Source organism: Kitasatospora sp. NPDC088779 (assembly GCF_040685395.1).
Taxonomy (GTDB): Bacteria; Actinomycetota; Actinomycetes; order Streptomycetales; family Streptomycetaceae; genus Kitasatospora.
Window position 1 is genome coordinate 119,972 of the sequence record NZ_JBFBHW010000018.1, and the last position, 23,938, is coordinate 143,909.

At 74.5% G+C, this 23,938-nt stretch carries 22 protein-coding genes; 16 read left to right on the plus strand and 6 right to left on the minus strand.

The genetic code is table 11. From position 1 onward, the window contains the following. The first annotated feature begins 88 nt into the window (after positions 1–88). A complete protein-coding gene (locus AB0P03_RS19395) occupies positions 89–976 on the plus strand; it encodes a helix-turn-helix transcriptional regulator (RefSeq protein ID WP_363584791.1) in 888 nt (295 codons plus the stop codon). Between the two features lie 178 nt (positions 977–1,154). After that, positions 1,155–2,429, plus strand: coding sequence for a globin domain-containing protein (locus AB0P03_RS19400; RefSeq protein ID WP_363629855.1), 1,275 nt, complete (start codon positions 1,155–1,157; stop codon positions 2,427–2,429). 60 nt (positions 2,430–2,489) lie between these two features. Here the strand turns inward: AB0P03_RS19400 and AB0P03_RS19405 are convergent, their stop codons facing one another. Further along, positions 2,490–3,896: a selenium-binding protein SBP56-related protein gene (locus tag AB0P03_RS19405; protein ID WP_363629857.1), complete on the minus strand. Its 1,407-nt coding sequence runs from the start codon at positions 3,894–3,896 to the stop codon at positions 2,490–2,492. Between the two features lie 247 nt (positions 3,897–4,143). Between AB0P03_RS19405 and AB0P03_RS19410 the strand changes: the two genes are divergently transcribed. The 6 genes from AB0P03_RS19410 to AB0P03_RS19435 all read left to right on the plus strand — a co-directional run bounded on the left by AB0P03_RS19410 (position 4,144) and on the right by AB0P03_RS19435 (position 9,560). Then, on the plus strand, positions 4,144–5,145 hold the full coding sequence (locus AB0P03_RS19410; RefSeq protein WP_363629859.1) for an alpha/beta hydrolase: 1,002 nt from the start codon (positions 4,144–4,146) through the stop codon (positions 5,143–5,145). Positions 5,146–5,228: 83 nt separating this feature from the next. Then, positions 5,229–6,023 (plus strand): fused MFS/spermidine synthase, encoded by a 795-nt coding sequence (locus AB0P03_RS19415; protein ID WP_363584866.1) that lies wholly within the window; start codon positions 5,229–5,231, stop codon positions 6,021–6,023. Positions 6,024–6,177: 154 nt separating this feature from the next. Continuing rightward, entirely contained in the window at positions 6,178–6,990 is an 813-nt protein-coding gene (locus AB0P03_RS19420; protein ID WP_363584799.1) for a class I SAM-dependent methyltransferase, read from the plus strand. Between the two features lie 202 nt (positions 6,991–7,192). Next, complete coding sequence (locus tag AB0P03_RS19425; protein ID WP_363584801.1) at positions 7,193–7,858, plus strand: DedA family protein; 666 nt, start codon at positions 7,193–7,195, stop codon at positions 7,856–7,858. 99 nt (positions 7,859–7,957) lie between these two features. Continuing rightward, positions 7,958–8,626 carry an O-methyltransferase gene (locus AB0P03_RS19430; protein ID WP_363629861.1) on the plus strand — a complete coding sequence of 223 codons (669 nt, stop codon included), beginning with the start codon at positions 7,958–7,960 and terminating at the stop codon, positions 8,624–8,626. Positions 8,627–8,660: 34 nt separating this feature from the next. Beyond that, the gene (locus AB0P03_RS19435; protein ID WP_363629863.1) at positions 8,661–9,560 is read left to right on the plus strand and encodes a Gfo/Idh/MocA family oxidoreductase; all 900 of its coding nucleotides are present in this window, start codon (positions 8,661–8,663) and stop codon (positions 9,558–9,560) included. A gap of 16 nt (positions 9,561–9,576) precedes the next feature. Here AB0P03_RS19435 and AB0P03_RS19440 read toward each other — a convergent pair whose 3' ends face one another. Continuing rightward, positions 9,577–10,686 carry a hypothetical protein gene (locus tag AB0P03_RS19440; protein ID WP_363629865.1) on the minus strand — a complete coding sequence of 370 codons (1,110 nt, stop codon included), beginning with the start codon at positions 10,684–10,686 and terminating at the stop codon, positions 9,577–9,579. Positions 10,687–10,735: 49 nt separating this feature from the next. Continuing rightward, positions 10,736–10,933: a hypothetical protein gene (locus AB0P03_RS19445; RefSeq protein WP_363629867.1), complete on the minus strand. Its 198-nt coding sequence runs from the start codon at positions 10,931–10,933 to the stop codon at positions 10,736–10,738. A 39-nt stretch (positions 10,934–10,972) separates the two neighbouring features. On the opposite strand from AB0P03_RS19445, the gene AB0P03_RS19450 reads away from it, so the two are divergent. The 3 genes from AB0P03_RS19450 to AB0P03_RS19460 all read left to right on the plus strand — a co-directional run bounded on the left by AB0P03_RS19450 (position 10,973) and on the right by AB0P03_RS19460 (position 14,643). Next, entirely contained in the window at positions 10,973–12,001 is a 1,029-nt protein-coding gene (locus tag AB0P03_RS19450; protein ID WP_363629869.1) for a phosphotransferase family protein, read from the plus strand. A 3-nt stretch (positions 12,002–12,004) separates the two neighbouring features. Then, positions 12,005–13,216, plus strand: a complete 1,212-nt coding sequence (locus AB0P03_RS19455) for an acyl-CoA dehydrogenase family protein (RefSeq protein WP_363584811.1) — start codon at positions 12,005–12,007, stop codon at positions 13,214–13,216. 137 nt (positions 13,217–13,353) lie between these two features. Next, the gene (locus AB0P03_RS19460) at positions 13,354–14,643 is read left to right on the plus strand and encodes an esterase (RefSeq protein ID WP_363629871.1); all 1,290 of its coding nucleotides are present in this window, start codon (positions 13,354–13,356) and stop codon (positions 14,641–14,643) included. Positions 14,644–14,689: 46 nt separating this feature from the next. Here AB0P03_RS19460 and AB0P03_RS19465 read toward each other — a convergent pair whose 3' ends face one another. The 3 genes from AB0P03_RS19465 to AB0P03_RS19475 form a co-directional block, all read right to left on the minus strand. Further along, entirely contained in the window at positions 14,690–15,661 is a 972-nt protein-coding gene (locus AB0P03_RS19465) for an NADPH:quinone oxidoreductase family protein (RefSeq protein ID WP_363629873.1), read from the minus strand. Next, positions 15,658–16,416, minus strand: coding sequence for an SDR family oxidoreductase (locus tag AB0P03_RS19470; RefSeq protein WP_363629903.1), 759 nt, complete (start codon positions 16,414–16,416; stop codon positions 15,658–15,660). The genes AB0P03_RS19465 and AB0P03_RS19470 overlap by 4 nt, the downstream gene beginning before the upstream one ends. 95 nt (positions 16,417–16,511) lie before the next feature. After that, positions 16,512–17,270 carry an SDR family oxidoreductase gene (locus tag AB0P03_RS19475; RefSeq protein ID WP_363625491.1) on the minus strand — a complete coding sequence of 253 codons (759 nt, stop codon included), beginning with the start codon at positions 17,268–17,270 and terminating at the stop codon, positions 16,512–16,514. Positions 17,271–17,477: 207 nt separating this feature from the next. Here AB0P03_RS19475 and AB0P03_RS19480 point away from each other — a divergent pair, with 207 nt between their 5' ends. The 5 genes from AB0P03_RS19480 (at position 17,478) to AB0P03_RS19500 (ending at position 23,931) form a co-directional block, all read left to right on the plus strand. Further along, complete coding sequence (locus AB0P03_RS19480) at positions 17,478–18,107, plus strand: TetR/AcrR family transcriptional regulator (protein ID WP_363584819.1); 630 nt, start codon at positions 17,478–17,480, stop codon at positions 18,105–18,107. Between the two features lie 98 nt (positions 18,108–18,205). Further along, positions 18,206–18,835 (plus strand): maleylpyruvate isomerase N-terminal domain-containing protein, encoded by a 630-nt coding sequence (locus tag AB0P03_RS19485; RefSeq protein ID WP_363629875.1) that lies wholly within the window; start codon positions 18,206–18,208, stop codon positions 18,833–18,835. Positions 18,836–19,068: 233 nt separating this feature from the next. Continuing rightward, the gene (locus tag AB0P03_RS19490) at positions 19,069–19,659 is read left to right on the plus strand and encodes a GNAT family N-acetyltransferase (RefSeq protein ID WP_363584823.1); all 591 of its coding nucleotides are present in this window, start codon (positions 19,069–19,071) and stop codon (positions 19,657–19,659) included. A 199-nt stretch (positions 19,660–19,858) separates the two neighbouring features. After that, complete coding sequence (locus AB0P03_RS19495; protein WP_363584825.1) at positions 19,859–21,586, plus strand: cellulose synthase catalytic subunit; 1,728 nt, start codon at positions 19,859–19,861, stop codon at positions 21,584–21,586. A gap of 197 nt (positions 21,587–21,783) precedes the next feature. Then, on the plus strand, positions 21,784–23,931 hold the full coding sequence (locus AB0P03_RS19500) for an acyltransferase family protein (protein WP_363629877.1): 2,148 nt from the start codon (positions 21,784–21,786) through the stop codon (positions 23,929–23,931). The last annotated feature ends 7 nt before the right edge of the window (positions 23,932–23,938 follow it).

Genomic DNA, 23,938 nt, shown 5'->3' on the forward strand with positions numbered 1-23,938 from the left:
ACCCCGGACGTACGACCACGGAACGTACGCACGGCGGTATCACCCTTCCCCCCGCCCCCGCCGCCCGGATCCCCCGCATACTGCAGACATGGACCAGCGCACCGAACTCAGCGAGTTCCTCCGATCCCGCCGCGCCCGGCTGCGGCCCGAGGACGTGGGCCTGCCGGACAGCACCACCCGGCGGCGGGTGCCCGGCCTGCGCCGCGAGGAGCTGGCCCTGCTCGCCGGAGTCAGCACCGCCTACTACACCCGGCTCGAACAGGGCCACGGCGAGAGCGTCTCCGCCGCCGTCCTGGACGCCATCGCCCGCGTGCTGCGGCTCAGCCCCGCCGAGCGCGAGCACCTCGGCCGGCTCACCAGGCCCGCCCGCCGTCGCCCCGGCCGGGCCGCCGCCCGCCCGCAGCGGGTCCGGCCCGCGCTCCAGCAGCTCCTGGACGCGATGGACTGCGTGCCCGCGTACGTCCTCGGCAGGCGCCTGGACATCATCGGCTGGAACCGGCTCGGCACCGCCCTGCTCGGCGACTTCGCCGCGATGCCGCCCGAGCAGCGCAACATGGCCTGGCAGCTCTTCCTCGAACCGGCCTCCCGCGAGCTCTACGAGGACTGGGACGGCAAGGCCACCGACGTCGTCGGCATGCTGCGGCTGGACGCCGGACGGGATCCGGACGACCCCAGGCTCGCCTCGCTGATCGGCGAACTCTCCCTCAAGAGCGCCGACTTCCGCCGCCTCTGGGCCACCCACAGCATCCAGGACAAGGGCCACGGCACCAAGCGGCTGCACCACCCGGTGGTCGGCCGGCTCAACCTCCAGTACGAGACGCTGCGCCCGGCCGGGGACGTCGACCAGGTGCTCGTCACCTACCACGCCGAGCCCGGCTCCAGCTCCGCCGAATCCCTGCGCCTGCTGGCCAGTTGGGCGGCCACCGAGTTCCACCCCGAGCCCGCCGAGGCGACCCCGGCCGATCCCGCCCGGTAGCGACGCGGGGCCTCCCTGCCCGGCCTTCCCGTCGGGCCTCCCCGTCGGGCCCTCCCGCGAGGCCTCCCCGCCGGGCCCTCCCACCGGGTCTTCCCGTCAAGGGGTCGATGGTCCCGGGTCCGATCGGGGCCATCGACCCTTCTCGCCGGTAACCGGGCGGCGATTGACTGGACGGGTCATGGACACCACCACCAGCGGAAACACCACCAGCGGCACCACCGCCGAGTACGACCGGCTGATCGCCCGCCACCACGCGATGCGGCTACGCCGCCAACTCCTCACCCCCGCCTCGCCGTTCGGTCCAGATCCGGCCGGCGTCGGCGTCGGCACCGGCGCGTACGGCGGCACCGGCGGGCCAGGCGGCTACGACGGCGCCGCCGACCAACGGCTGATCCGGCGCGACCTCGGCCTGCTCGAACCGCTCTCCGAACTGATCGACCACCTCTACGCGGTGATGTTCCGCCGCCGCCCCTACCTGCGTCCGCTCTTCCCCGCCTCGATGGAGTTCCAGCAGGCCCACCTGGAGCGGATCCTCCGCCACCTGGTGGACCACCTCCACCACCCGGCCGACCTGGCCTCGACCCTGCGCCAACTCGGGCGCGACCACCGCAAACTGGGCGTCCGGCCGGTCCACTACGAGGCCTTCGAGGAGGCCCTGTGCGCGGCGATCCGGCACCGGACGGCCGCCCGGTGGACCGAGGAGATGGAAGCGGCCTGGGTCCGGATGCTGCGCTTCGCCGTCGCGGCGATGACGGCCGGCGCCGACTCCGCGCTCACCGAACCCCCGTACTGGCACGCCGTGGTGACCGGCCACGAGCGCCGCCGCCCCGACCTCGCCGTCCTGCGCGTGCGCACCGGCGAGCCCTACCCGTACCGGGCCGGACAGTACGGCACGGTCGAGCACCCGACGCTCCCGCACACCTGGCGGCAGTACTCGATGGGCTGCGCGCCGCGCACCGACAACGAGTTGGAGTTCCACGTCCGGCGCACCGGGCCGGACGGGGTCAGCGCGGCCCTCGTCGAACGCACCGCCGTCGGCGACCGGCTGCGCCTCGGCCCGCCGCGCGGCGGCCTGCTGCCCGAGGACGACACCCGCGACCTGCTGCTGGTCGCCGGCGGCACCGGCCTGGCCCCGATGAAGGCCATCGTCGAGCAGCAGGCCGCCCGGCGCCCGCGCAGCCGCCGCGTCCACCTGTTCGTCGGCGCCCGGGACCGCGGCGACCTCTACGACTGGTCCGCGCTCTCCGAACTCGGCCTGCACAAGCCCTGGCTGGCGCTCACCCCGGTCACCGCAGGCCGGCTCGCCGACGCCGTCGCGGGCGCCGGGGACTGGCGCGAGCACCTCGCCTGCGTCAGCGGCCCGGCCGGCATGGTCGCCTCCGTCCGCTCCGAACTGCTCGCCGCCGGGCTGCCCCTGGCCCAGGTCCGCTACGACCAGGCGTTCGCCCGCTAGCCGTACGGCCTACCGGTAGTGGTACGTCCTACCGGTCGGCCGTACGGGCCGCTGGACGTCCTACCGGTAGCAGTAGGAGTCCGAGGAGGCGTCGCCGCCCGCGAGGTGGGTCTGGTGCACCCGTAGGCCCCGGAAGTCGGCGCCGTGCGGGAAGAAGCGCTCGTCGACGCTCAACCCGCCCGCCTCGGTGTCGGCGTCCAGCTTGACGATCCACGGCTCGATGCCGTCCGGGTAGAACTGGTCGTCCCAGGCGCCGTAGAGGGAGTTGGTGAGGTAGAGTCGGCGCCCGTCCCGGCTGATCTCGACCATCTGCGGGGCGCCGCTCAGCGGGCGCTCCGGCGCGGCCGGGTGCGGGGTGCGGGCGACGACCCCGCCCAGCCGCACCGAGTCGGCGAGTCTGGGGTGGAACGGATCCGACACGTCGTACTGGAACAGCTCGCCGGTGCCCCACGCGGACACGTACAGCCAGCGGTCGTCCACCGACAGGTTGATGTCCGTGATCAGCGGCGGCACCGCGCCGAACGGTTGCAGCGCGGGCGGCAGGTCCTCCGTCTTGGCGGGCTCGGCGGGGATCTCGATCACCTTGCGCGCAGTGAACGCCGGGCCCTCCCGGTACCAGAGCCAGACCGAGGCGGACAGGTCCTCGACGTTGGTCACCACCCCGGCGAAGCCCCACTCCGCCTGCGGATCGTGCGCCGGGCGCAGCTCCAGCACCATCTGGTACTGGTCGCCGAGGTCGACCCGTTGCAGGTGCCGCCCCGAGTCCAGCTCCCAGAAGTGCAGCGCGTGCCCGTACTTGCGGCCCAGCAGCAGCTCCGGGACGACCCCGCCCTCCACCATCCAGGGCGTGCCCCACTCGCTGGTCACCCCCACGTTCGTCCCCAGGTGCCACCAGACGTCGTACGCGAAGTGCTGCGGCCCGCGCTCCGTCTCCCAGGCGCGCAGCACCTCGAAGGTGGTGTGGTCCAGCAGCGCCACCCCGCCGGGCCCGTCGTTCCCGTCCCCGCTGCCCAGGCAGGACAGGAACACCCCGTCCGGCCCGCAGTGCAGGGTGTGCGGGCGCGAGTAGCCGGCCTTGGCGGCGAGTTCCGCCGCCTCGACGGTCTTGACGAGGCGCGGCCGGACGGGGTCGGGCCGGGTGTCCATCACGTGCAGCCGCGAGGAGCGCAGGCCCGGGAGGAGGAGGTAGCGCCGCTCGGGGTTCTCGTGGCAGGCGTGCGCCAGTGCGCTGGAGCAGGCGTTCCAGCCGAAGTGGTGCAACTCGTCGCCCAGCGTCGGCAGTTCGGCGAAGTTGAGGACCTTCCCGTAGCTCGCCGAGGCCGGATCGGTGTCCACGGTGAGCAGTGCGTCCGGCCGCTCCCCGGCCCGGTCGAACCCGGCGACGTACGCCAGCGTCTCCGGTGGCGCGGCGATCGCCTCGGCGGCCGAACGGTACAGCGACGGATCGGTGTGGCCGGCCTGCGGCATGTGTTCTCCTCAACTCGCCTGCGTGATAACCGGAGTTGGATCTGTCCGGGTAGCGTTCCACATGACCACCGGCGCACAGCAGGCGCACGGGGAGCGATCAGGAGGCGCGGACGGCCGGGTCACACCGGTGCCCCGCAGAGCGCCGCCCGACAGGCAGCCCCGGGCTACCGGCCGGTATTGTCGGGGTCCTGGATCAAGAGCACCTGCGACGGACGGCAGGTCGAGCATGAGGACGGGTGCGGCGCAGATGGAGTTTCGGGAAGACATCCTGGGTGCCCCCTACGAGACGGCCGAGCTGACGCTGCGGCCGGACGCCGAGGGGGAGGTCTGCGCGACGCTGGTGCGCCGTCTGGTGCCGGGGGCGGAGCGGGCCGTGCTGTACATCCACGGGTACAACGACTACTTCTTCCAGACCAACCTCGCCGACCACTTCGCCGCGCTCGGGTTCTCCTTCTACGCCCTGGACCTGCGCAAGTACGGCCGCTCCCTGCGCCCGCACCAGTCGCCGAACTTCGTGCGCGACCTCGCCGAGTACGACGAGGAGATCGACGAGGCGGTGCGGATCATCCGCGAGGTGGATGGGCACCGGAGGCTGCTGCTGAACGGGCACTCCACCGGCGGGCTGATCGGCGCGCTGTGGGCGGGGCGGCGCTCGGGGCGCGGCCTGGTGGAGGGGCTGTTCCTGAACAGCCCGTTCCTGTCGATGCCGGCCGCGCCCGCCGTGCGGACCGTCGGCGGCCCGGCCGTCACCGCGATCGGCCGACTGGCGCCCACCCGCGTGCTGCCGTCGACGCTCAACCCGCACTACACGCACAGCCTGCACAAGGACCACCGGGGTGAGTGGGACTTCGACCTCGCCCTCAAGCCCGCCGAGGGCTTCCCGCTGTACGCGGGCTGGCTGGCCGCCATCCACCAGGGCCACCGGCAGCTGCGGCACGGGCTCGGGATCGACGTGCCGGTGCTGCTGATGGCGTCGACCAAGTCGATCGCGACCACCAAGTGGCACAACGCCCTGCACCACGCGGACGCCGTGCTGCGCGCCGACGACATCGCCGGCCAGGGCCCGCGACTGGGCCGGCACGTCACCATCGTCCGGATCGAGGGCGGCATGCACGACCTGGTGCTCTCGGGCGAGGCCGCCCGCACCCAGGCCTTCGCCGAACTGGACCGCTGGCTCGCCGCCTACCTCGACGTCCGACTGGCGGACGTCCGGCCGGTGGACGCCCAGGCCGTGGGGGAGAGCGCGTGACGGACGAGCCGGTGACGGACGAGCCGGTGACAGACGAGCCGGTGCCGGTCGGGCGCCACACCGACCTCGGCTTCGCCAAGCTCATGCCGGACCTCGACCGGGACGGCGGCTGGCTGCTCACCCTGGACGGCACCCCGCAGTCCTACGTCGACCTCGCCGACCCGACCCACCTGGAGTTCGAGTACACCCGGCGGCTCGGCCACCTCGCCGACGCCCTCGCCCCCGCCGGGCAGCCGCTGGACGTGCTGCACCTCGGCGGCGGCGCGCTCACCCTGCCCCGCTACCTCGCCGCCACCCGCCCCGGCTCGCGCCAGCGGGTGGTCGAGGTGGACGGGCCGCTGCTCGACCTGGTCGCCGAGCACCTGCCCTGGCAGGGGCCCGGCGCGGACATCACCGCGACCGTCGGCGACGCCCGCGCCGCCCTCGCCGAGACCCCGCCCGGCAGCCGGGACCTGGTCATCGCGGACGTCTTCCACGGCTCGCGCACCCCCGCCCACCTCACCTCGGTGGAGTTCCTGCGGCTGGCCGCCGCCGCCCTGCGCCCCGGCGGCTGCTACGCCGCCAACCTGGCCGACGGCCCGCCGCTGGCCTTCGCCCGGGCCCAGGCCGCGACGGTCGGCGCGGTGTTCCCGTACACCTGCCTGGTCGCCGAGGCCCCGGTGCTGCGCGGCCGCCGGTACGGCAACATCCTGCTCGCCGGTTCGACGGCGCCGCTCCCGGCCGCCGAGCTCACCCGGCTGCTGGCCGGCGACATCTTCCCGGCCCGCCTCACCGACGGCGCCGACCTGGCCGCCCTGGTCGGCCGCACCGCCCCGGTCACGGACGCCGACGCCACCGACTCCCCGCCCCCGCCGGACGGCGCGTTCAGCATCGGCTGAGCGGCGCGGCGGCCCGAGCGTCCCCGCGTCCGGGGTGTCAGAATCGGCGGGTTCGGGCCGGAGCGTGGAGCACGTCGAGCGTGGAGCACGCCGAGCGCGGAACACGTCCGGCGCGGAGCAGGTCCAGCGCGGAGCACATCCGAAGGAGTGAGCGATGAACGGCGGGGAGCGGCCGGAGTTGGCGGAGGTGCCGGAGACGGCGTTGTGGACGCTGTGGCACCGCGCGGTGGAGGCACGTCGGCCGGACACGGTGCTGGAGGACCCGAAGGCGGTCGAGCTGGTCGATCGGATCGACTTCCCGTTCGCGGAGCGCTTCGGGGAGGGCGCGCTGGTCAGCCAGTTGCAGGCGCTGCGGGCGGCCTGCTTCGACCGTGAGGTGGCGGACTTCCTGACCCGCTGCCCGCGCGGCACCGTGGTCGGCCTCGGGGACGGCCTGGAGACCCAGGCGTGGCGGGTCGACAACGGCCGGGCGGACTGGCTGTCGGTGGACCTGCCGGAGACGGCCGCGCTGCGGGAGCGGCTGCTGCCGCCGGACGAGCGGCGCCGGATCCTCGCCTGCCCGGTCACCGACCCGGGCTGGATGGACGAGGTGGATCCGGCCCACGGGGTGATGATCTGCGCCGAGGGCCTGCTGATGTACCTGCGGCCGGAGGAGGTGCGGGCACTGATCGCGGCCTGCGCCGAGCGGTTCCCCGGCGGGTCGATGGTGCTGGACGCGGTGCCGCGCTGGTTCAGCGCCCGGACCGTCCAGGGCAAGCTGCGGACCCGGCACTACCAGGCCCCGCCGATGCCGTTCGGCATGGACGCGGACGAGCGCGGCAAGCTGGCCACCGCGCACCCGGCGGTGACCGACGTGCGCGAGGTGTACCCGGAGGGCGGGCGGGGCCTGCTCCGCGCCCTGCTGCCGCTCGTGCGCCGGGTGAACGCGCGGCCGTCCGTGGTCGCACTTCGCTTTGCCGGATCTTGAAGAACGGCTGGTCACGCGGGAACCATGGGGCACCACCGCACGTCGTAACCACGGGTGATCGGCCGGGGGGACAGGCCGCCCGGCACGTTAGGCTGCCCTTATGGGGAAGCGGCCGCGTTGCCGCCATCGGACAACTGCCGGAACCGGCGTGCGGCACCGCTGAGGGCCGCGCCGGCTCCGACCTGCCACGGAGGTACTGGCCTTGCACATCGACGCCTGGATCGAGAGCGTCCCACCGACCGCGGTGTACGCCCTGGTCGGCCTGATCATCGGGCTGGAGTCGCTGGGCATCCCACTGCCCGGCGAGATCGCGCTGGTCACGGCCACCCTGATGGCGGTCAAGGGTGTGGTGAGCCCGGAGTGGATCGCGGTGGTCGCGATCCTCGGGGCGATCATCGGCGACTCGATCGGCTACTCGATCGGCCGCAAGGGCGGCAAGCCGCTGTTCGAGAAGCTCGGACGGAAGTTCCCCAAGCACTTCGGGCCGTCCCACCTGGCGACCGCCGAGCGCTCCTTCCAGAAGTGGGGGATGTGGGCGGTCTTCTTCGGCCGCTTCATCGCCCTGCTGCGCATCTTCGCCGGGCCGCTCGCCGGCGCGCTGAAGATGCCGTACTGGAAGTTCCTGATCGCCAACGTGCTCGGCGGCATCGTCTGGGCCGGCGGCACGACACTGCTGGTCTACAAGGTCGGCAAGAGCATCGAGCCCTGGCTGTCCCGGTTCTCCTGGGCGGGCCTGGCCGCGGCGGTGCTGATCGGCGGCGCCTCGGCCTGGTTCATGAAGCGCCGGGCCGCCAAGACCCACGCCAAGATCGAGGCGGAGGAGGCGGCCGCCGCGGCGACCGCCGCCAAGGCGCCCGTCGCGGAGTAAGCGGAGTGACGAGGCGTCTGCACTGAGCACGGCGGGGCTGTCGGGCCCCCGGAGTAGCATCGGCGGGTACCTGCCGATCATGCACAACTGGAGGGCCCGATGACCCAGTCGACGTGGGATGCCGTGGACGCGTACTTCTCCGAGCAGCTGGTGGGGCACGACCCGGCGCTGGACGCCGCGGCCGCCGCCGCCGACGCGGCCGGGCTGCCGAAGATCGCCGTCGCCCCCAACCAGGGCAAGCTGCTGCACCTGCTGGCGCTGACCCAGGGCGCGCGGCGGATCCTGGAGGTCGGCACGCTCGGCGGGTACAGCGCGATCTGGCTCGCCCGGGCGCTGCCCGCGGACGGCACCCTGATCACCCTGGAGATCGACCCGAAGCACGCCGAGGTCGCCCGGGGAAACATCGCGCGCGCAGGGCTGGAGAAGGTCGCCGAGGTGCGGCTCGGCCGGGCCGCCGACTCGCTGGCCGCGCTGGTGGAGCAGGGCGTGGAGCCCTTCGACCTGGTCTTCATCGACGCGGACAAGCCCAGCAACCCCGAGTACTTCCGGCGGGCGCTCCAGCTGACCAGGCCGGGCTCGCTGATCATCGTCGACAACGTGGTGCGCGGCGGCGCCGTCGCCGACGCGGACAGCACCGACCCGGCCGTGGTCGGCACCCGGGCCCTGCACGACCTGATCGCCGCCGAGCCGAGGGTCACCGCCACGTCGGTGCAGACGGTCGGCAGCAAGGGCTACGACGGCTTCACGCTGGCCCGCGTACAGGGCTGAACCTTTTCAAGTACCACGGAGGAACGGAGACATCGTGCGGATCGGACTGCTGGGCGCCGGCCCCTGGGCGGAGCGGGTGCACGCACCCGTCCTCGCCGAGCACCCCGGGCTGGAGTTCACCGGCGTCTGGGCCCGCCGGCCCGAGGCGGCCACGGCCCTCGGCGGGGCGTACGGCGTCCCCGGGTACGCGGACCTCGACCAGTTGCTCGCCGAGGTGGACGCGGTCTCGATCGCGCTGCCGCCGACCGTGCAGGCGGGCCTCGCGGTTCGGGCCGCCGAGGCGGGCTGCCACCTGCTGCTGGACAAGCCGATCGCGCTGACCGTGCCGGACGCGCAGGCCGTGGCCGAGGCCGTCCGGGCCCACGGGGTCGCCTCCGTGGTCTTCTTCACCGTCCGCTTCGGCGGGGAGCAGATCCCGTGGATCGAGCAGCAGGCGGCGCTGGGCGGCTGGTTCACCGGCCGCTCGGACTGGCTCGGCTCGGTGTTCGCCCCCGGCAGCACCAGCCCGTACGCGGCCTCGCCGTGGCGCGAGGAGAAGGGCGCGCTGTGGGACGTCGGCCCGCACGCGCTGTCGGTGCTGCTGCCGGTGCTCGGCGACGCGACGCAGGTCACGGCGGTGGCCGGCCCGTTGGACACCGTCCACCTGGTGCTGCGGCACGCCGACGGCGCCTCCAGCACCCTGGCGCTGAGCCTGACCGCGCCGGTCGGCGCCGGTGGCGCCGGCCTGGAACTGCGCGGCGAGCACGGCATCGCCCACCTGCCCGAGCGCGGCGAGGGCCCGGCCGCCGCCCTGCACCGCGCCCTGGACGCCCTCCAGGCCTCGGCCGCCACCGGCCAACCGCACCCCTGCGACGCGGAGTTCGGCCTGCGCGTGGTCGAAATCCTGGCCGGCGCCGACCACTCCCTGGCCACGGGCGCACCGGTCGCGGTCTGACGCCCGTCGACGGAGGTCAGACCGGCGGCAGGGTGGGGTTGGTCGGGCCCGGGCGGCGGTCGGTGGGGCGGGCCGGAGGGATGACGGGGGCGTGGAAGTCGCGCGGCCCGGTCCACAGGGCGGGGACGGCGTCGCCTCGGCGGGCGAGTTCGTAGGCCAGCGCCTCGTAGTTGACGCGCCAGCCGTGGAAGTGCTGCCAGGCCTCGTCGACCGGGCGCTCGCGGGGGAAACCGGCGGACGTGATCATGGCGACGGCGCCGATGTACTCGGTGTAGGTCAGGCGGATCGGGACGTCCGGGTCCGGGTCCGGGTCGAAGTCGATCCGCACGGAGCGGCCGATGTCGCGCAGCGCGGTGAAGCCCGCGCGCAGCACCAGGCGGGCCTCGGGCGGGGCCGAGCGCGGGCAGAGCGACAGGTGGAGGGCGGCCGCGTCCAGCACCGCGATCAGGCCGACCACCCAGCTGCGGTTCGGCTGCGGGGAGCGGAACGACAGCAGCACCGGGTAGTTGGAGTGGCTCTCGCCGATGTCGGCGGCCAGCCGCTCCCAGTCCCGGTAGAGCTGGGGGAGCGCGGTCTCGGTGTCGACGAGGGACTGCCGGGCCAGCAGCTCCGGGCCCCAGGCGGGCTCGCCGGCCCGGGACTGGAGCAGGGTCACCTCGGTCTCCCGCCGCTGGTAGGCGGCGTAGAGGGTGGGCAGGTAGGCGATCTGGAGGGCGATCACCAGCGGCCCGCTGGCGGCGGCCATGAAGTCGATCGCCGAGAGTTGCAGGCGCTCGCCGCTGGCGTAGCCGAGGGTGAAGAGGCTGGACCCGGCCTCCCGGATGGCCACCGACCAGCTGAGCTCGGACGTGCCGTGCAGCAGCAGGGTGTAGGCGAGCAGCATGCCGCTGAGCCACACCCCGAGCATGCCGAGCAGGATCAGCGGTGCCAGCCAGGTCAGGGCCCGGTCCTGCGCGTAGTAGCCGCGGAACGGAGTCGCGTAGAGCCGGAGCACGGTCCGCAGCACCCGCCAGAGGCGCTGCACCAGCGCCGAGTACAGCCCGCGCGGGACGACCAGCGTGCGCAGGATGCTGCCGACGATGAGCAGGAGCAGCAGGGCGCCGGCCAGGGTGTGGATCATCCTCATGGCGCCATTGTGGCGGTCCGGCGGAGCAGTTGCGGCGCGGGGCGCTGGGTTATGGGGTGGCGGAGGCCAGGTGCCGCTGGAATGCCTCGGCGGCGATGGTGCAGAAGCGCCTGATCCGGTTCGAGGAGCCGGGCGCGCGGATGTGTTCGTGGCGCTCGTGGTCCCAGAGGCCCCAGGGCGCTTTCCAGGGCTCGTGGCGTGCGGGGTGGCATTGACAGCGGGCGGCGTCCGGCTGAATGCTAAGCAAGCGCTTAGTCAACGAGGCCACACCCCGAGGAGCTGCCCGATGCCCGAGACCCCCGCCGAGCCGCCCGGGCTGGACCTCGCCCGCCTCCGCGCCCACCTGGACCGCGAGCTGCCCGGGCTCGTCCAGGGCCCGCTGCGGGCCGACCTCATCGAGGGCGGCCGCTCCAACCTCACCTACGTCCTCACCGACGGCACCGGCCGCTGGGTGCTGCGCCGCCCGCCGCTCGGACACGTCCTGGCCACCGCGCACGACATGGGCCGCGAGTACCGCGTCATGACCGCCCTGCGCGACACCGACGTGCCCGTCCCGCGCACCCTGCTGCTCGATCCCGGCACGGAGGTGCTCGGCGCCCCCTGGTACCTGATGGAGTTCGTCCCCGGCCTCGCGCACCGGGCCCTCGCCCCGTTCGCCGCCCTCGGCGAGCAGCGGGTCCACGCGCTCGGGCGACGGCTGGTCGACACCCTCGCCGCCCTGCACCGGATCGACCCGGCCGACGTCGGCCTCGCGGACTTCGGCCGCCCCGACGGCTACCTGGAGCGCCAACTGAGGCGCTGGTCCACCCAGTTGGCGAACTCCCGCAGCCGCGAACTGCCCGACGTGGAGCGGCTGCACGCCCTGCTCGCCGAGCGGCGGCCGATCTCCCCGGCGCCCGCCCTGGTGCACGGCGACTACCGGCTGGACAACGTGCTGGTCGGCGACGGTGACGCGATCACCGCCGTGCTGGACTGGGAGATGTCCACCCTCGGCGACCCGCTCACCGATGTCGGCCTGCTGGTGATGTACACCGAGGTCGCCGGCGTCGGCGGCGGCATCATCCCCTCCGCCGCGACCGCCCCCGGCTTCCCGAAGCCGGACGAACTGGTCGCGTACTACGCCGAGTTGACCGGCCGCCAGGCCGCCGACCTGGACTGGTACGTCGCCTTCGCCTCCTTCAAGCTCGCCGTCGTCGCCGAGGGCATCCACTACCGCTACCAGCAGGGCCGCACCCTCGGCGCGGGCTTCGAGCGGGCCGGCGAGATGGCCCCGATCCTCGCCCGGTACGGCCTGAGCACCCTCAAGGAGCACTGACCGATGGACTTCGCCTACGACGCCCGCACCGACGAACTCCGCGAGCAGCTGCTGGCCTTCATGGACCAGCACGTGCACCCGGCGGAGGCGGCCCTCGCGCAGCAGCTCGCCGACCCGGCCCGCGAGGCCTGGAGCATCCCGCCCGTGGTCGCCGAACTCCAGGCCGAGGCGCGCAAACAGGGCCTGTGGAACCTCTTCCTCCCCGGGGAGGGCGGCGCCGGCCTGACCAACCTCCAGTACGCACCGCTCGCCGAAATCACCGGCCGCAGCCCGCACTTGGCTCCGCCCGCGCTCAACTGCGCGGCCCCCGACACCGGCAACATGGAACTGCTCGCCCAGTTCGGCACCGCCGAGCAGCGCGAGCGCTGGCTGCGCCCGCTGCTGGACGCCGAGATCCGCTCCGCCTTCGCGATGACCGAGCCCGAGGTCGCCTCCTCGGACGCCACCAACATCGCCACCCGGATCGAGCGCGACGGCGACGAGTACGTCGTCAACGGCCGCAAGTGGTACATCACCGGGGCGATGAACCCGCAGTGCCGGATCCTCATCGTGATGGGCAAGACCGACCCGGCCGCCGAACCGCATCGCCGGCAGAGCATGGTGCTCGTCCCGCGCGACACCCCCGGCGTCACCGTCAGGCGCGGCATGACGGTCTTCGGCTACGACGACGCGGACCACGGCGGCCACGCCGAGGTGCTGTTCGAGGACGTCCGCGTCCCGGTCGGGAACCTGATCGGGGAGGAGGGCGCGGGCTTCGCCATCGCCCAGGCCCGGCTCGGACCCGGCCGGATCCACCACTGCATGCGCGCGATCGGCATCGCCGAGCGCGCCCTGGAGCTGATGTGCCGCCGGGTGAACGGGCGGGTCGCCTTCGGCCGGCCGCTCGCCGAGCAGGGCGTGGTGCAGGACTGGATCGCCGAATCCCGGGTCAGGATCGAGCAGTTGAGGTTGCTGGTGCTCAAGACCGCCTGGCTGATGGACACCGTCGGCAACCGGGGCGCGCACACCGAGATCCAGGCGATCAAGATCGCCACCCCGCGCACCGTCGAGTGGATCCTCGACAAGGCCGTCCAGGCGCACGGCGCCGCGGGCGTCAGCCAGGACACCCCGCTCGCGCAGCTCTGGGCCGGCAACCGCACCCTGCGGCTGGCCGACGGCCCGGACGAGGTGCACAAGCGCTCGCTGGCCCGGCGGGAGCTGCGGCGGCACCCGTAGGGGTGTCATACCGGAGTACTCAGGGGCGGGTTGGCTCCTGGGTATGACGGCTGCGGCCCGCCCCCGCCCGTACTGTCCTGATCAGCAGGTCGGCAGATCAGAAGGCCGGCAGGTCGACGGGGACGAGGAGAGACATCATGGGCGGGCGGGGACGGGCCGCGGCGGCGGTACTGCTGGCGGCGACGGCGGTGCTCGGAGTGGTCGGCGCCCCCGGGGTGGTGGCGGCAGCACCGGCGCCTGGGGCGGACGGCGGCGGCGAGCGGCAGGCCCGGGCCTGGCTGCCGGAGCCCACCGGGCCGTACCCGATCGGCACCACCACGCTGCACCTGACCGACGCCGGGCGGGAGGACCCCTGGAAGCCTGGGCAGCGCCGCGAGCTGATGATCAGCCTCTGGTACCCGACCGCCCGCCCGGCCACCGGCGCCGACCGCGCCCGGTACATGGCGCCCGCCGCCGGCGAACACTTCGGCACCGAGGGCAGCATCGGCCAGGCGAACCACGGCGCCACGCCCGGCCGCACCGACTGGGCGGGCATCCGCACCCACGCCCGGCCCGACGCCCCCGCCCTGCCCGGCGGCCCGCGCCCGGTGGTGCTGTACTCGGCCGGCCTCGGCGACCCGCGCACCTGGGGCACCGGGCTGGTCGAGGACCTGGCCTCGCGCGGCTACGTCGTGGTCACGCTGGACCACACCTACGAGGCCTCCGAAGTCGCCTTCCCCGACGGGGAGCTGGCCACCTCCGTGTTCCCCGCGCTGGTCGGACAGCCCGGCCTGGACATCGGCGCGGTGCTGCGCGAGTCGATGCGGACCAGGGTCGACGACACCCGCTTCGTGCTGGACGAACTCGGCGGCCTGCGCCTGGACCCACGGCTGCCGGCCGGTCTCGCCGCCTCGCTGGACCTCGACCGGATCGGCATGGTCGGCCACTCGGCGGGCGGCTTCACCGCCCTCCAGACCATGCACGACGACCCGCGCATCGCGGCCGGCGTCAACCTGGACGGCCAACTGCACTTCCCCGGCCCCGACGGTCACACCGGGGTGTACCTGCCCAGCGTCGCCCAGGACGGCCTGGACCGCCCGTTCCTGCTGATGGGCACCCGCAACGAGGACTCCGGGGACCACCACCGGCAGCCCGGCTGGGACGCCCTCTGGCAGCACAGCACCGGCTGGCACGCCGACGTCACGCTGAACGGCTCCCGGCACGGCTCCTACACCGACGCGCAGTCCCTGCTGCCCCAGCTCGCCCGGCAGGGCGCGATCACCCCGGAGCGGCTGAGCGCCGACGTCGGCGACATCCGCCCCGACCGGGCGGTGCTCGCCACCCGCTCCTACGTCGCGTCCTTCCTCGACCGCTGGCTGCGCGGACACGACGACCACCTGCTGGACGGGCCCTCGGCGCGCTTCCCGGAGATGGAGTACGCGCGGTAGGGCAACATCCGCCGACCACCGCACCGCGCTCCCGTCGAGCCTGCCGTCAGTCCCCGAGGACGGCGATCCGGCCGGTGCTGCGCCCGTCGGCGACGAGCTGGACGGCGTCGGCGGCCCCGGTGAGCGGCACCCGGGCGCTCACCAGGGGGCGGACCACCCCTTGGGCGGCGAGCCGGGTCAGTTCGTCGTGGGCGGCGCGGACGGCCTGCGGGTCGTGGGTGTTGTAGAGGCCCCAGTGCAGGCCGAGGATGGCGTAGTTCTTCACCAGCGCGTGGTTGAGCGCCGGTGCCGGGATCCGGCCGGCGGCGAAGCCGACCACCACGATCCGGCCCTCGAAGGCGACGCACTTGGCGGAGCCGGTGTAGGCGTCCCCGCCGACCGGGTCGAAGACCACGTCCGCGCCGCGCCCGCCGGTGAACTCCTTGACGGCGGCGACGAAGTCCCCGGCCTTCCGGTCCACCACCAGGTCGGCGCCGAGCGCCCGGGCCGCCTGCGCCTTGGCGGGGCCGCCGACCACGGCGACCACCCGGGCCCCGGCGGCCCGGCCCAGCTGGACCGCCGCGCTGCCCACGCCGCCCGCCGCCGCGTGCACCAGCAGCGTCTCGCCGGCCGCCAGCCGGGCCCGGCGGTGCAGGGCGAACCACGCGGTCTGGTAGCCGATGTGCAGCGCGGCCGCCTCGGCGTCGTCCAGCGCCCCGGGCGCGGGGAAGGCGGAGGCCGCGTCCAGCAGCGCGTACTCGGCGAAGGCGCCGTGCGGCAGCACCGGGTTGCCGATCAGCCGCTCGCCCCGCCGCGCGCCGTCCGCCACCTCGCCGCACAGCTCCACGCCGGGCGTGAACGGCAGCGGCGGGCGGACCTGGTACTGGCCGCGCACCATCAGCGCGTCCGGGAAGTTGACCGCCGCGGCCCGCACCCGGACCAGCAGCTGCCCCGGCCCGGCCACCGGCCGCGGCACATCCTCGGCCAGCCGCATCACCTCGCCCGGCTCGCCGAGCCGCTCCACCTGCCAGGCCCTCACAGCGCCTCGCTCCTCTCCAGCCCCTGCTGGAGCCGGTTCATCCCGTTGATCCAGCGGTCCGGTTCGGTGGCCCGGACCCGGTAGTACTCGGCGACCTCGGGGTGCGGCAGGATCAGGAAGCGGCCCTCGCGCAGCCCGGCCAGCGCCGCGTCGGCGACGTCCTCCGGGTCCAGCGCGGTGGGCGCGAGCAGTGCCTCGCCGACCGCACCGGTCGAGGCGAGCATGTCGGTGCGCACGCCCTGCGGGCAGAGCGCGTGCACCCGGACGCCGCGGTGGCGGTACGTCGCGGAGAGCCATTCGGCGAAGGCGAGCGCGCCGTGCTTCGTGACCGCGTACGGGGCCGATCCCAACATGGTGAGCAGCCCGGCGGCGGAGACCGTGGCGAGGAAGCGACCGCCGCCGCGCTCCAGCCAGCGGGGGAGCAGCAGGTCGGCGGCCCGGACGTGGGCGAGGACGTTGACCTCCCAGGCGCTCGCCCAGGCCGCGGCGGGCGCGTCGGCCCCGCCGACCGGGGCGACGCCCGCGTTGGCGCACCACACGTCGATCTCGCCGAGCGCGGCCCGGGCCTGCCCGACCAGGGCGGCCAGCCCCTCGGGGGAGGCGGCGTCCCCGGGGGCGGCGGTGCCGCCGCAGTCCCCGGCGACGGCGCGGGCGGCGCCGGCGTCCAGGTCGTTGACCACCACCCGGGCGCCGGCCGCGGCGAAGGCCCGGGCCAGGGCGGCGCCGATGCCGCGCCCGCCGCCGGTCACGACCACGCCCTGGCCGGCGAAGTCCGTCGCCGGAGCGTCCGTGTCCGCTGTGTCCGTTGCCGGGGCCTCCTGGCCCTCTGCCTCCGCGTCCGCCGCGCCGCTCACAGGCCGCCGCCGAGGGTGACGCCGCCGTCGACGACCAGGGTCTGGCCGGTGATCCAGGCGGCGTCCGCGGAGAGCAGGAAGGCGACCGCGCCCGCGACGTCCTCGGGCACGCCGAGCCGGCCGAGCGGGTAGGCGGCGGCGACCTGCTCCTCCCGGCCCTCGTACAGGGCCTCGGCGAACCTGGTCTTGACCACGGCGGGGGCGACGGCGTTGACCCGGATGCCCTGGCCGCCCAGCTCGGCGGCGAGTTCGGTGGTGAGCCGGATCAGTGCGGCCTTGCTGACCCCGTACATGCCGATCCCGAGCGAGGAGCGGATGCCCGCGACGGAGGCCACGTTGACCACCGAGCCGCCGTGCTCGCCCATCCAGGCGGCGTGCGCGCGGCGGGTCCAGGCCAGCGGGGCCAGCACGTTGACGGCGAGGATCTTGGCGGCGGCGGCCTCGTCGGTGTCGAGGACCGGGCCGTAGAGAGGGTTGATGCCGGTGTTGTTGACCAGGTGGTCGAGCCGGCCGAAGGCCTCCAGGGTGCGGGCGACGGCCTCCTCCTGGTGGACCGGGTCGTCGGTCTTCCCGGCGACGGCGATGGCGTTCTCCGGCCCGCCCAGGTCGTGGACGGCCTCGGCGAGCGGCTCGGGGTTGCGGGCGGTCAGGCAGACCTTGGCGCCGCGGGCGACCAGCTCGCGTGCGATGCCGAGGCCGATGCCCCGGCTCGATCCGGTGACGACGGCCACCCGGCCCTTGAAGGAGTGCGCCACGGAGGGTCCTGCCTTTCGCACGGAACGTTCGACGGGGGTGCCGGGTGGACGGAGACGCCGGTTCGGCGGGGGTGCCTGGTCGGCGGGTGTGCCGGCCCATCGGCTGACTAAGCGCTTGCTCAGCATGGTGTCGGTGCGGGAGCCTGTCAACAGTCCGTCGACCGGGCGGCGGGAATGTGTGTACGAGTTCTCTGGGAGGATGGCGCCATGACCAGCACGCCCATCGCCGACCTCTGGCGCACCCTGCCCGGCGGCGCCGACTCCCGCCCCGAGGCGGCGTACCGGCTGCTCCAGGCGGCCGTCGAGTCCTTCGCGGAGCGCGGTTTCCACGCCACCACCACCCGGGACATCGCCACCGCCGCCGGGATGAGCCCGGCGGCGCTGTACATCCACTACCAGTCCAAGGCCGCGCTGCTGGCGGAGATCAGCCAGGCCGGGCACGCGGCCACGCTGGAGCTGGTCCGGGCGGCGGCGTCCGGCGAGGGCGGCCCGGTGGACCGGATGCGCCGGCTGGTCGAGGAGTTCACCGCCTGGCACGCCCGGGCCCGTACGGTCGGCCGGGTGGTCAACTACGAACTGCACGCGCTGCCCGAGGACGCCTACGCGGTGGTCGCGGCGCTGCGGCTGGACATCGAGCGCGAGGTCAGCGCGCTGATCGAGGCGGGCGTGAGGGCCGGTGTCTTCCAGGTGTCCGAGGTTCGGACGGCGGCCCGCGCGGTCACCTCGCTGGGCATCGACGTCTCCCGCTGGTTCACCGACCGCTCCACCGAGACGCCGGATGAACTCGGTGGTCGCTACGGCGAGTTGGTGCTGCGGATGCTCGGCGCCCGGATCTGATCCGCCGGGCCGACCGGCCAGTCCTCGACTTTCCGGACGTCCTCGGCCGGCGGCCGGTAGGATGACAACTCAGTTGCCATGTGCTCCGAGGAGGACCGATGACGCGTCAGACCGACGATGTTCCCGCCCTGCTGGCCGAGGCCTGGGCCTCCTGGGCGGAACGCGGCGCGGCCCTGGACGAGGCGTCGTGGGGGCTCGCCACCCGGTTGCCCGGCTGGACCGTCCGGGATCTGTACGCGCACGTGGCGCCGGTGCCGGAGATGTTCGCCGGGCTGCGCGGGGCCCTGGTGGACGGCCCAGCCGAGGTGACCACCGGGGTCGGCATCCTGCGGGCCTACAACCGGCCGGGCGGGATCGCGCACACCGCCGCCGAGCAGGTCGCCGAGGCGGCGAAGCAGACCGCCGCGGCGGCCGAACCGGCCGAGCTGGTCGCCCGGTTCGGGGCCGAGGGCCCGGCGGCCCTGGCCGGCATCGCCGACCTGTCGCCCACCGCCGCGGTGGCCCACCCGCTGCTCGGCTCGGTGACGGTCGGCGCGCTCGGCGAGGTGGCGCTGATGGAGGCGACCGTCCACCTGCTCGACCTGATCGCGGCGATCGGCGGCCCGCCACCGTCCGACGGCGCCCTGCACTTCACCCGCACCCTGCTCGCCGAGGTCGCCGACCCGGTGGCCTTCATCGAGGGGGCGGCCGGTCGCGGCACCACGGCGGTCCTGCCCGTCATCCGCTGACGCCGGGGCGCGGCGCGTAGGCCGCGACGGCGGAGCTGTGCCCGGGGTGGACGGCGGCCGGGCCCGCGCCCCGCCGGCCGGGCCTGTGGGGGCCGTCGCCGCAGGTCCCGGGTCTCGGGGCCGGTTCGCGGGCTGTGGCACGATGCCCGCAGGCCGGTCACCAGGGACGGCCCGCGCCACGCCGCAGGCACGAGCGGCGGGCGGTTCCACCGCACGCAGAATGAGGACCCGCCATGTCCGAGACCATCCCCAGCCACGCCCGGCCCACCGGGCAGCCCGCCTTCCGCCCCGCCACCCTCGCCGACGTACCGGCGCTGGTCGAGCTGGTCGAGTCCGCCTACCGCGGCGACGCCAGCCGGGCCGGCTGGACCACCGAGGCGGACCTGCTGGAGGGCCAGCGCACCGACGCCGAGGGCGTCGCCGAGGTCATCGGCCGCTCCGACGGGGTGCTGCTGGTCGCCGAGCGGGACGGCCAGTTGGTCGCCTGCTGCCAGCTGGAGCACCGCGGGGACCGCGCGTACTTCGGCATGTTCTCGGTGCGCCCCGGGCTCCAGGGCGGCGGCCTCGGCCGGGCCGTGCTCGCCGAGGCCGAGCGGCTGGCCGGCGAGGAGTGGGGCGTGGGCGAGCTGGAGATGACCGTGATCGAGCAGCGCGCCGACCTGATCGCGTGGTACGAGCGGCGCGGCTTCCGCCGGACCGGGGTCTTCACCCCGTTCCCGTACGGTGACGAGCGTTTCGGTGTCCCGCTGCGCCCTGATCTGCGGTTCGAGAAGCTGACGAAGGAGCTGACGAAGGCGCTGAACGGGTCGCTGGAGGAGGCCTGACCGACGGGGTGCGGGCCGGCGGTGCTCGGGGTCGAATCCATGATCGCTTGACGGTTCGTCGGTACGTGATGCCATGTCAAGTCACTGACCAGGGGCGATGCGGAGATGTCATACCTCGTTCATGATTGGTCTAGGCCAATGTGAGAGGCTGAGGGCGAACGGCCACGTTCCGTCCCATGCCCAGGGGGGCCACTTCCGCATGCCCGTACTCCATGGCACCGCCATGCCCGCGCCCGAGGCCGGCCCGCGCCGGATCCCCGCGGACCCCGACCTCCGCCTGCCCAGCCCGCCCGACGACGAGGAGCTCTACTGGTACTTCGGCCCGCAGCGCCGCTGGGTGCTGCTCTGCGCCACCCTCTCCTACGCGGGAGCCACCGCCACCCTCGGCCTGTTCGCCCTCAGCCGGCCGCTGCTCTGGCCCTTCCTGGTGCTCACCGTGCTCAACGCGGCCACCTGGCTGCTCTCGCTCACCGACGGCCAGCGCGCCCGCCGCTACACCCGCGACTCGCACGACCTGCTGATGCGCGCCTGGCAGCCCGCCCGCCACCCGAGCGTCGACCTGCTGCTGCCGACCGCCGGCGAGCCGCTGGCCGTCCTGGAGAACGCCTACCGCCACACCGCCGCCGTCCAGTGGGCCGGCGCGCTGACCGTCATCGTCCTCGACGACGCCGCCCGCCCCGAGGTGCGCGAACTCGCCGAGTCCTACGGCTTCCAGTACCGGGCCCGCCCCGACCGCGGCCGGTTCAAGAAGGCCGGCAACCTCAACCACGGCCTGGCCGAGGGCAACGGCGAGATCGTCGCCGTCCTGGACGCCGACTTCTGCCCCCGCCCCGACTTCCTGCACCACCTGGTGCCCTACCTCGACAACCCCGAGGTCGGCATCGTGCAGAGCCCGCAGTGCTTCGACACGGACGCCGACATGTCCTGGCTCGAACGCGCCGCGGGAGCCACCCAGGAGATCTTCTACCGCTGGATCCAGCCCTCCCGGGACGCGCAGGACGGCACCGTCTGCTGCGGCACCAACGCCCTCTACCGCCGCGCCGCACTCATGCGCGTCGGCGGCTTCGCCGAGATCGACCACAGCGAGGACCTCTACACCGGCCTCTCGCTCGCCCGCGCCGGGTGGACCACCCGGTACGTGCCCGCCCTGGTCGCCAAGGGCATGTCGCCCACCGGCCTCCCGGCCTTCATCAGCCAGCAGTACCGCTGGTGCCTCGGCTCCCTGGCGCTCGTCCGCGACCCGGACTTCCGCCGCGGACCGCTCCCTCGCTCCGCCCGGCTCTGCTTCTGGAACGGCATCCTCGGCTACGTCACCAGCGCGGTGAACGTCTTCGCCGTCCCGCTGCCGGCCCTGATCATGCTGTTCTTCGCCCCCGGTGAGATCCAGCCGTGGCAGGTGCTGCCGTTCCTGCCGCCGATCTGGGTCTCGCTCGTCCTGCTGCCCGCGATGTCCCGCACCCGCTGGCGCTTCGAGGTCACCCGGGTCCAACTCCTCGGCGGACTCTGCCACGTGGTCGCCATCGCGCACGCGCTGCGCCGCCGCAGTGCCGACTGGGTGCCCACCGGCGCCGTGTCGGGCGGCAGTTCACTGGCCAAGGCGGTCGCCCGGATCGGCGTCGGCTGGCTGGGGTTCGTCGTCCTCGCGGGCATCGCCGGACTCGTGCGCGCGGCCGTGCTGTACGGCTGGCAGCCCTACTGGGCGCTCACCGCGCTGCTCGCGCTCACCGCGTACACCATGATCCCGCTGATCCGGTCCCTGTGGCCGCTCCTGCGCGGTGGCAACGGGGCCGCCGTCGGAGAGGTCGCCCCGCCCGTGCGGCGCCGGTCCGACCTGGGATTCGGCCACGCGGAGGCCGTCGCCGTCACCGCCGTGCTGCTGCTCTGCGGGCTGCTGGCCTCCGGCTGGGCCGATCCGCTGATCTTCTGACGCTCCGTCAACTCAGCTCGTCGATTCCGCTCCATCAACTCCTGACGTCAAAGTCGATGTCTGACGACCCATCAACTTCGTTCGGATCCACCGCGTTTCCCAGCGCGTCGCCCCACCGGCGCGGATGCGCCGCCCGGCCGCCCCATCGGCCCGGCGGTCCCGACCACCCGCTGCCTGCCCCTGCGAGGAGCACCGCCGTGTCAACGGCCGTACCACCACCGTCGTCGTCCCCTTCCTCCCCTGCCGCCACCGCCTCGGCCGAGCTGCTGCCCGGCGTCGTCCGAATGGACCGGCAGGCCGCGCCCGAGCGGCGCCCCTCCGCAGAAGCCGTCGCACCGCCGCAGACCCAGCGGCGCACCGGCTTCCGCCCCGACATCGAGGGCCTGCGCGGCGTCGCCGTCCTCTCCGTCCTCGCCTACCACGCCGCCGTTCCCGGCTTCGCCGGCGGCTACGTCGGCGTCGACGTCTTCTTCGTCATCTCCGGCTTCCTCATCACCGGACTGCTGCTCGGCCGCCCGATCGGCCTGTGGGACTTCGCCGCCCGCCGCGCCCGCCGCATCCTGCCCGCCGCCGCCACCGTCCTGGTCGCCACCGCCGTCGCCGGTGGCGCGCTGCTCGACCCGCTGCGCGGCACCGACCTCGCCCGCGACCTGATGGCCTCCGCCGGACAGTTCGTCAACTGGCGCTTCGTCGGCCAGCAGACCGACTACCTGGCCGCCGAACACGCCCCGAGCCCGCTCCAGCACTTCTGGTCACTCGGCGTGGAGAACCAGTTCTACCTGCTGTGGGGCGTTCTGCTGCTCGGCCTCGCCCGCTTCCTGCACGGTCGCCGCCGCACCGTCGCGATCACCCTGGCCACCACGGCCATCGGCGCGGTCTCGTTGCTGCTGTGCGTCCGGTGGACGGCGACCTCGGCGCCGCTCGCCTACTTCTCCACCGGCAGCCGGCTCTGGGAGTTCGCGGCCGGCGCGTGCGCGGCGCTGCTCGCCGGCGCGCTGGCCGGCCGCACGCAGCGGCGCGGGACGGCCTGGTCGCTGCGACTGCTCGGCTGGGCCGGCGCCGCCGCCGTCCTCGCGTCGATCCTGCTCTACGACCGGAACACCCCCTTCCCCGGCACCGCCGCGCTGGTGCCCGTCCTCGGCGCCGCCGCCGTCCTGCTCGCCGGCCCCGCCCACCGCGCGCTCGGCGCCACCGACGCCGGGCGCCTCCTCGACAGCCGCCCGCTGCGCGCCGCCGGACGCCTGTCGTACGCCTGGTACCTCTGGCACTGGCCGGTGCTGACCATCGCCCAGGCCCGCTACGGCGCCCTGCCCTGGACCACCCTGGCCGCCCTCGCCGCAGCCAGCGCGCTGCCCGCCTGGCTCACCATGCGGCTCGTCGAACAGCCGCTGCGCTACGGCAGCAGCCCGGCGCCGCGCCGGGGCCTCGCGGTCGGCGCCAGCGCGCTCGTCATCCCGCTGATCGCCGCCCTCGCCCTCGGCGGCGGCACGGTCCGCGCCCTCGGTGGCACCGCCGACACCCCCTCCGCCGCCCCGGCCGGGGCCCCGACCGGCCCCACCCTGCTCGCCCCCGGCGCGCGGGTGCTCGGCCTGACCCCCTCGCTGGCCCGCGCCCGGGAGGACTTCCCGCCCGGCAAGGGCTGCGAGATCCCGCTGAACGCCGACAGCAGCCCGCGCTGCCTGTTCGGCGCCGAGGACAGCCCCGACCGGATCGTGCTGCTCGGCGACTCGCACGCCGGCCAGTGGATATCCTCCGCACTCGCGATGGCCGAGCAGCGACACTGGGCCCTGGAGGTCCTGGTCAAGCCCGGCTGCCCGCTCGCCACCCTCACCGTGCGCAACAACGTCCTCGGCCGCACCTTCGAGGAGTGCGACCGCTGGCGCGAGAACACCCTCACCCGGCTCACCTCCGGGCCCAGGCCGCGCCTCGTCCTGATGGCCGGCCTCAACCGCTACGGCAGCCAGGAGGAACGCACCCAGGGCTGGACCCGCACCCTGGACCGCCTCGCCGCCGTCGGCGCCCCGCTCGCCTACCTCGGCGACACCCCGATGCCCGGCAAGGACATCCCGACCTGCCTCGCCGCATCCGACGGCCGCTCGGACGCCTGCTTCTTCCCGCGCGACACCGCCTTCGAGCCGGACCCGATGCTCGACGGCGGCCTTGCCGCCCGCTACGGCGTCCGCACTCTGGACCTGGGCCCGCTGCTGTGCCCCGGCAGCGGACCGGACTGCCCGGCGGTGCTGGAAGGTGTGGTGCTGTACCGCGACACCGGCCACATCACCGACACCCTGGCCCGCGTCCTGGCGCCGCGCCTGGACAAGGGAATCCTGGAGGCGGCCGGGTAGCGCGGCT

What these genes read in the sequence shown, in the direction of transcription:
- AB0P03_RS19395 (WP_363584791.1), top strand. Translation starts at nt 89, where the DNA reads ATGGACCAGCGCACCGAACTCAGCGAGTTCCTCCGATCCCGCCGCGCC.
- AB0P03_RS19400 (WP_363629855.1), top strand. Translation starts at nt 1,155, where the DNA reads ATGGACACCACCACCAGCGGAAACACCACCAGCGGCACCACCGCCGAG.
- AB0P03_RS19405 (WP_363629857.1), bottom strand. Translation starts at nt 3,896, where the DNA reads ATGCCGCAGGCCGGCCACACCGATCCGTCGCTGTACCGTTCGGCCGCC.
- AB0P03_RS19410 (WP_363629859.1), top strand. Translation starts at nt 4,144, where the DNA reads ATGGAGTTTCGGGAAGACATCCTGGGTGCCCCCTACGAGACGGCCGAG.
- AB0P03_RS19415 (WP_363584866.1), top strand. Translation starts at nt 5,229, where the DNA reads ATGCCGGACCTCGACCGGGACGGCGGCTGGCTGCTCACCCTGGACGGC.
- AB0P03_RS19420 (WP_363584799.1), top strand. Translation starts at nt 6,178, where the DNA reads ATGAACGGCGGGGAGCGGCCGGAGTTGGCGGAGGTGCCGGAGACGGCG.
- AB0P03_RS19430 (WP_363629861.1), top strand. Translation starts at nt 7,958, where the DNA reads ATGACCCAGTCGACGTGGGATGCCGTGGACGCGTACTTCTCCGAGCAG.
- AB0P03_RS19440 (WP_363629865.1), bottom strand. Translation starts at nt 10,686, where the DNA reads ATGAGGATGATCCACACCCTGGCCGGCGCCCTGCTGCTCCTGCTCATC.
- AB0P03_RS19450 (WP_363629869.1), top strand. Translation starts at nt 10,973, where the DNA reads ATGCCCGAGACCCCCGCCGAGCCGCCCGGGCTGGACCTCGCCCGCCTC.
- AB0P03_RS19455 (WP_363584811.1), top strand. Translation starts at nt 12,005, where the DNA reads ATGGACTTCGCCTACGACGCCCGCACCGACGAACTCCGCGAGCAGCTG.
- AB0P03_RS19460 (WP_363629871.1), top strand. Translation starts at nt 13,354, where the DNA reads ATGGGCGGGCGGGGACGGGCCGCGGCGGCGGTACTGCTGGCGGCGACG.
- AB0P03_RS19480 (WP_363584819.1), top strand. Translation starts at nt 17,478, where the DNA reads ATGACCAGCACGCCCATCGCCGACCTCTGGCGCACCCTGCCCGGCGGC.
- AB0P03_RS19485 (WP_363629875.1), top strand. Translation starts at nt 18,206, where the DNA reads ATGACGCGTCAGACCGACGATGTTCCCGCCCTGCTGGCCGAGGCCTGG.
- AB0P03_RS19490 (WP_363584823.1), top strand. Translation starts at nt 19,069, where the DNA reads ATGTCCGAGACCATCCCCAGCCACGCCCGGCCCACCGGGCAGCCCGCC.
- AB0P03_RS19495 (WP_363584825.1), top strand. Translation starts at nt 19,859, where the DNA reads ATGCCCGTACTCCATGGCACCGCCATGCCCGCGCCCGAGGCCGGCCCG.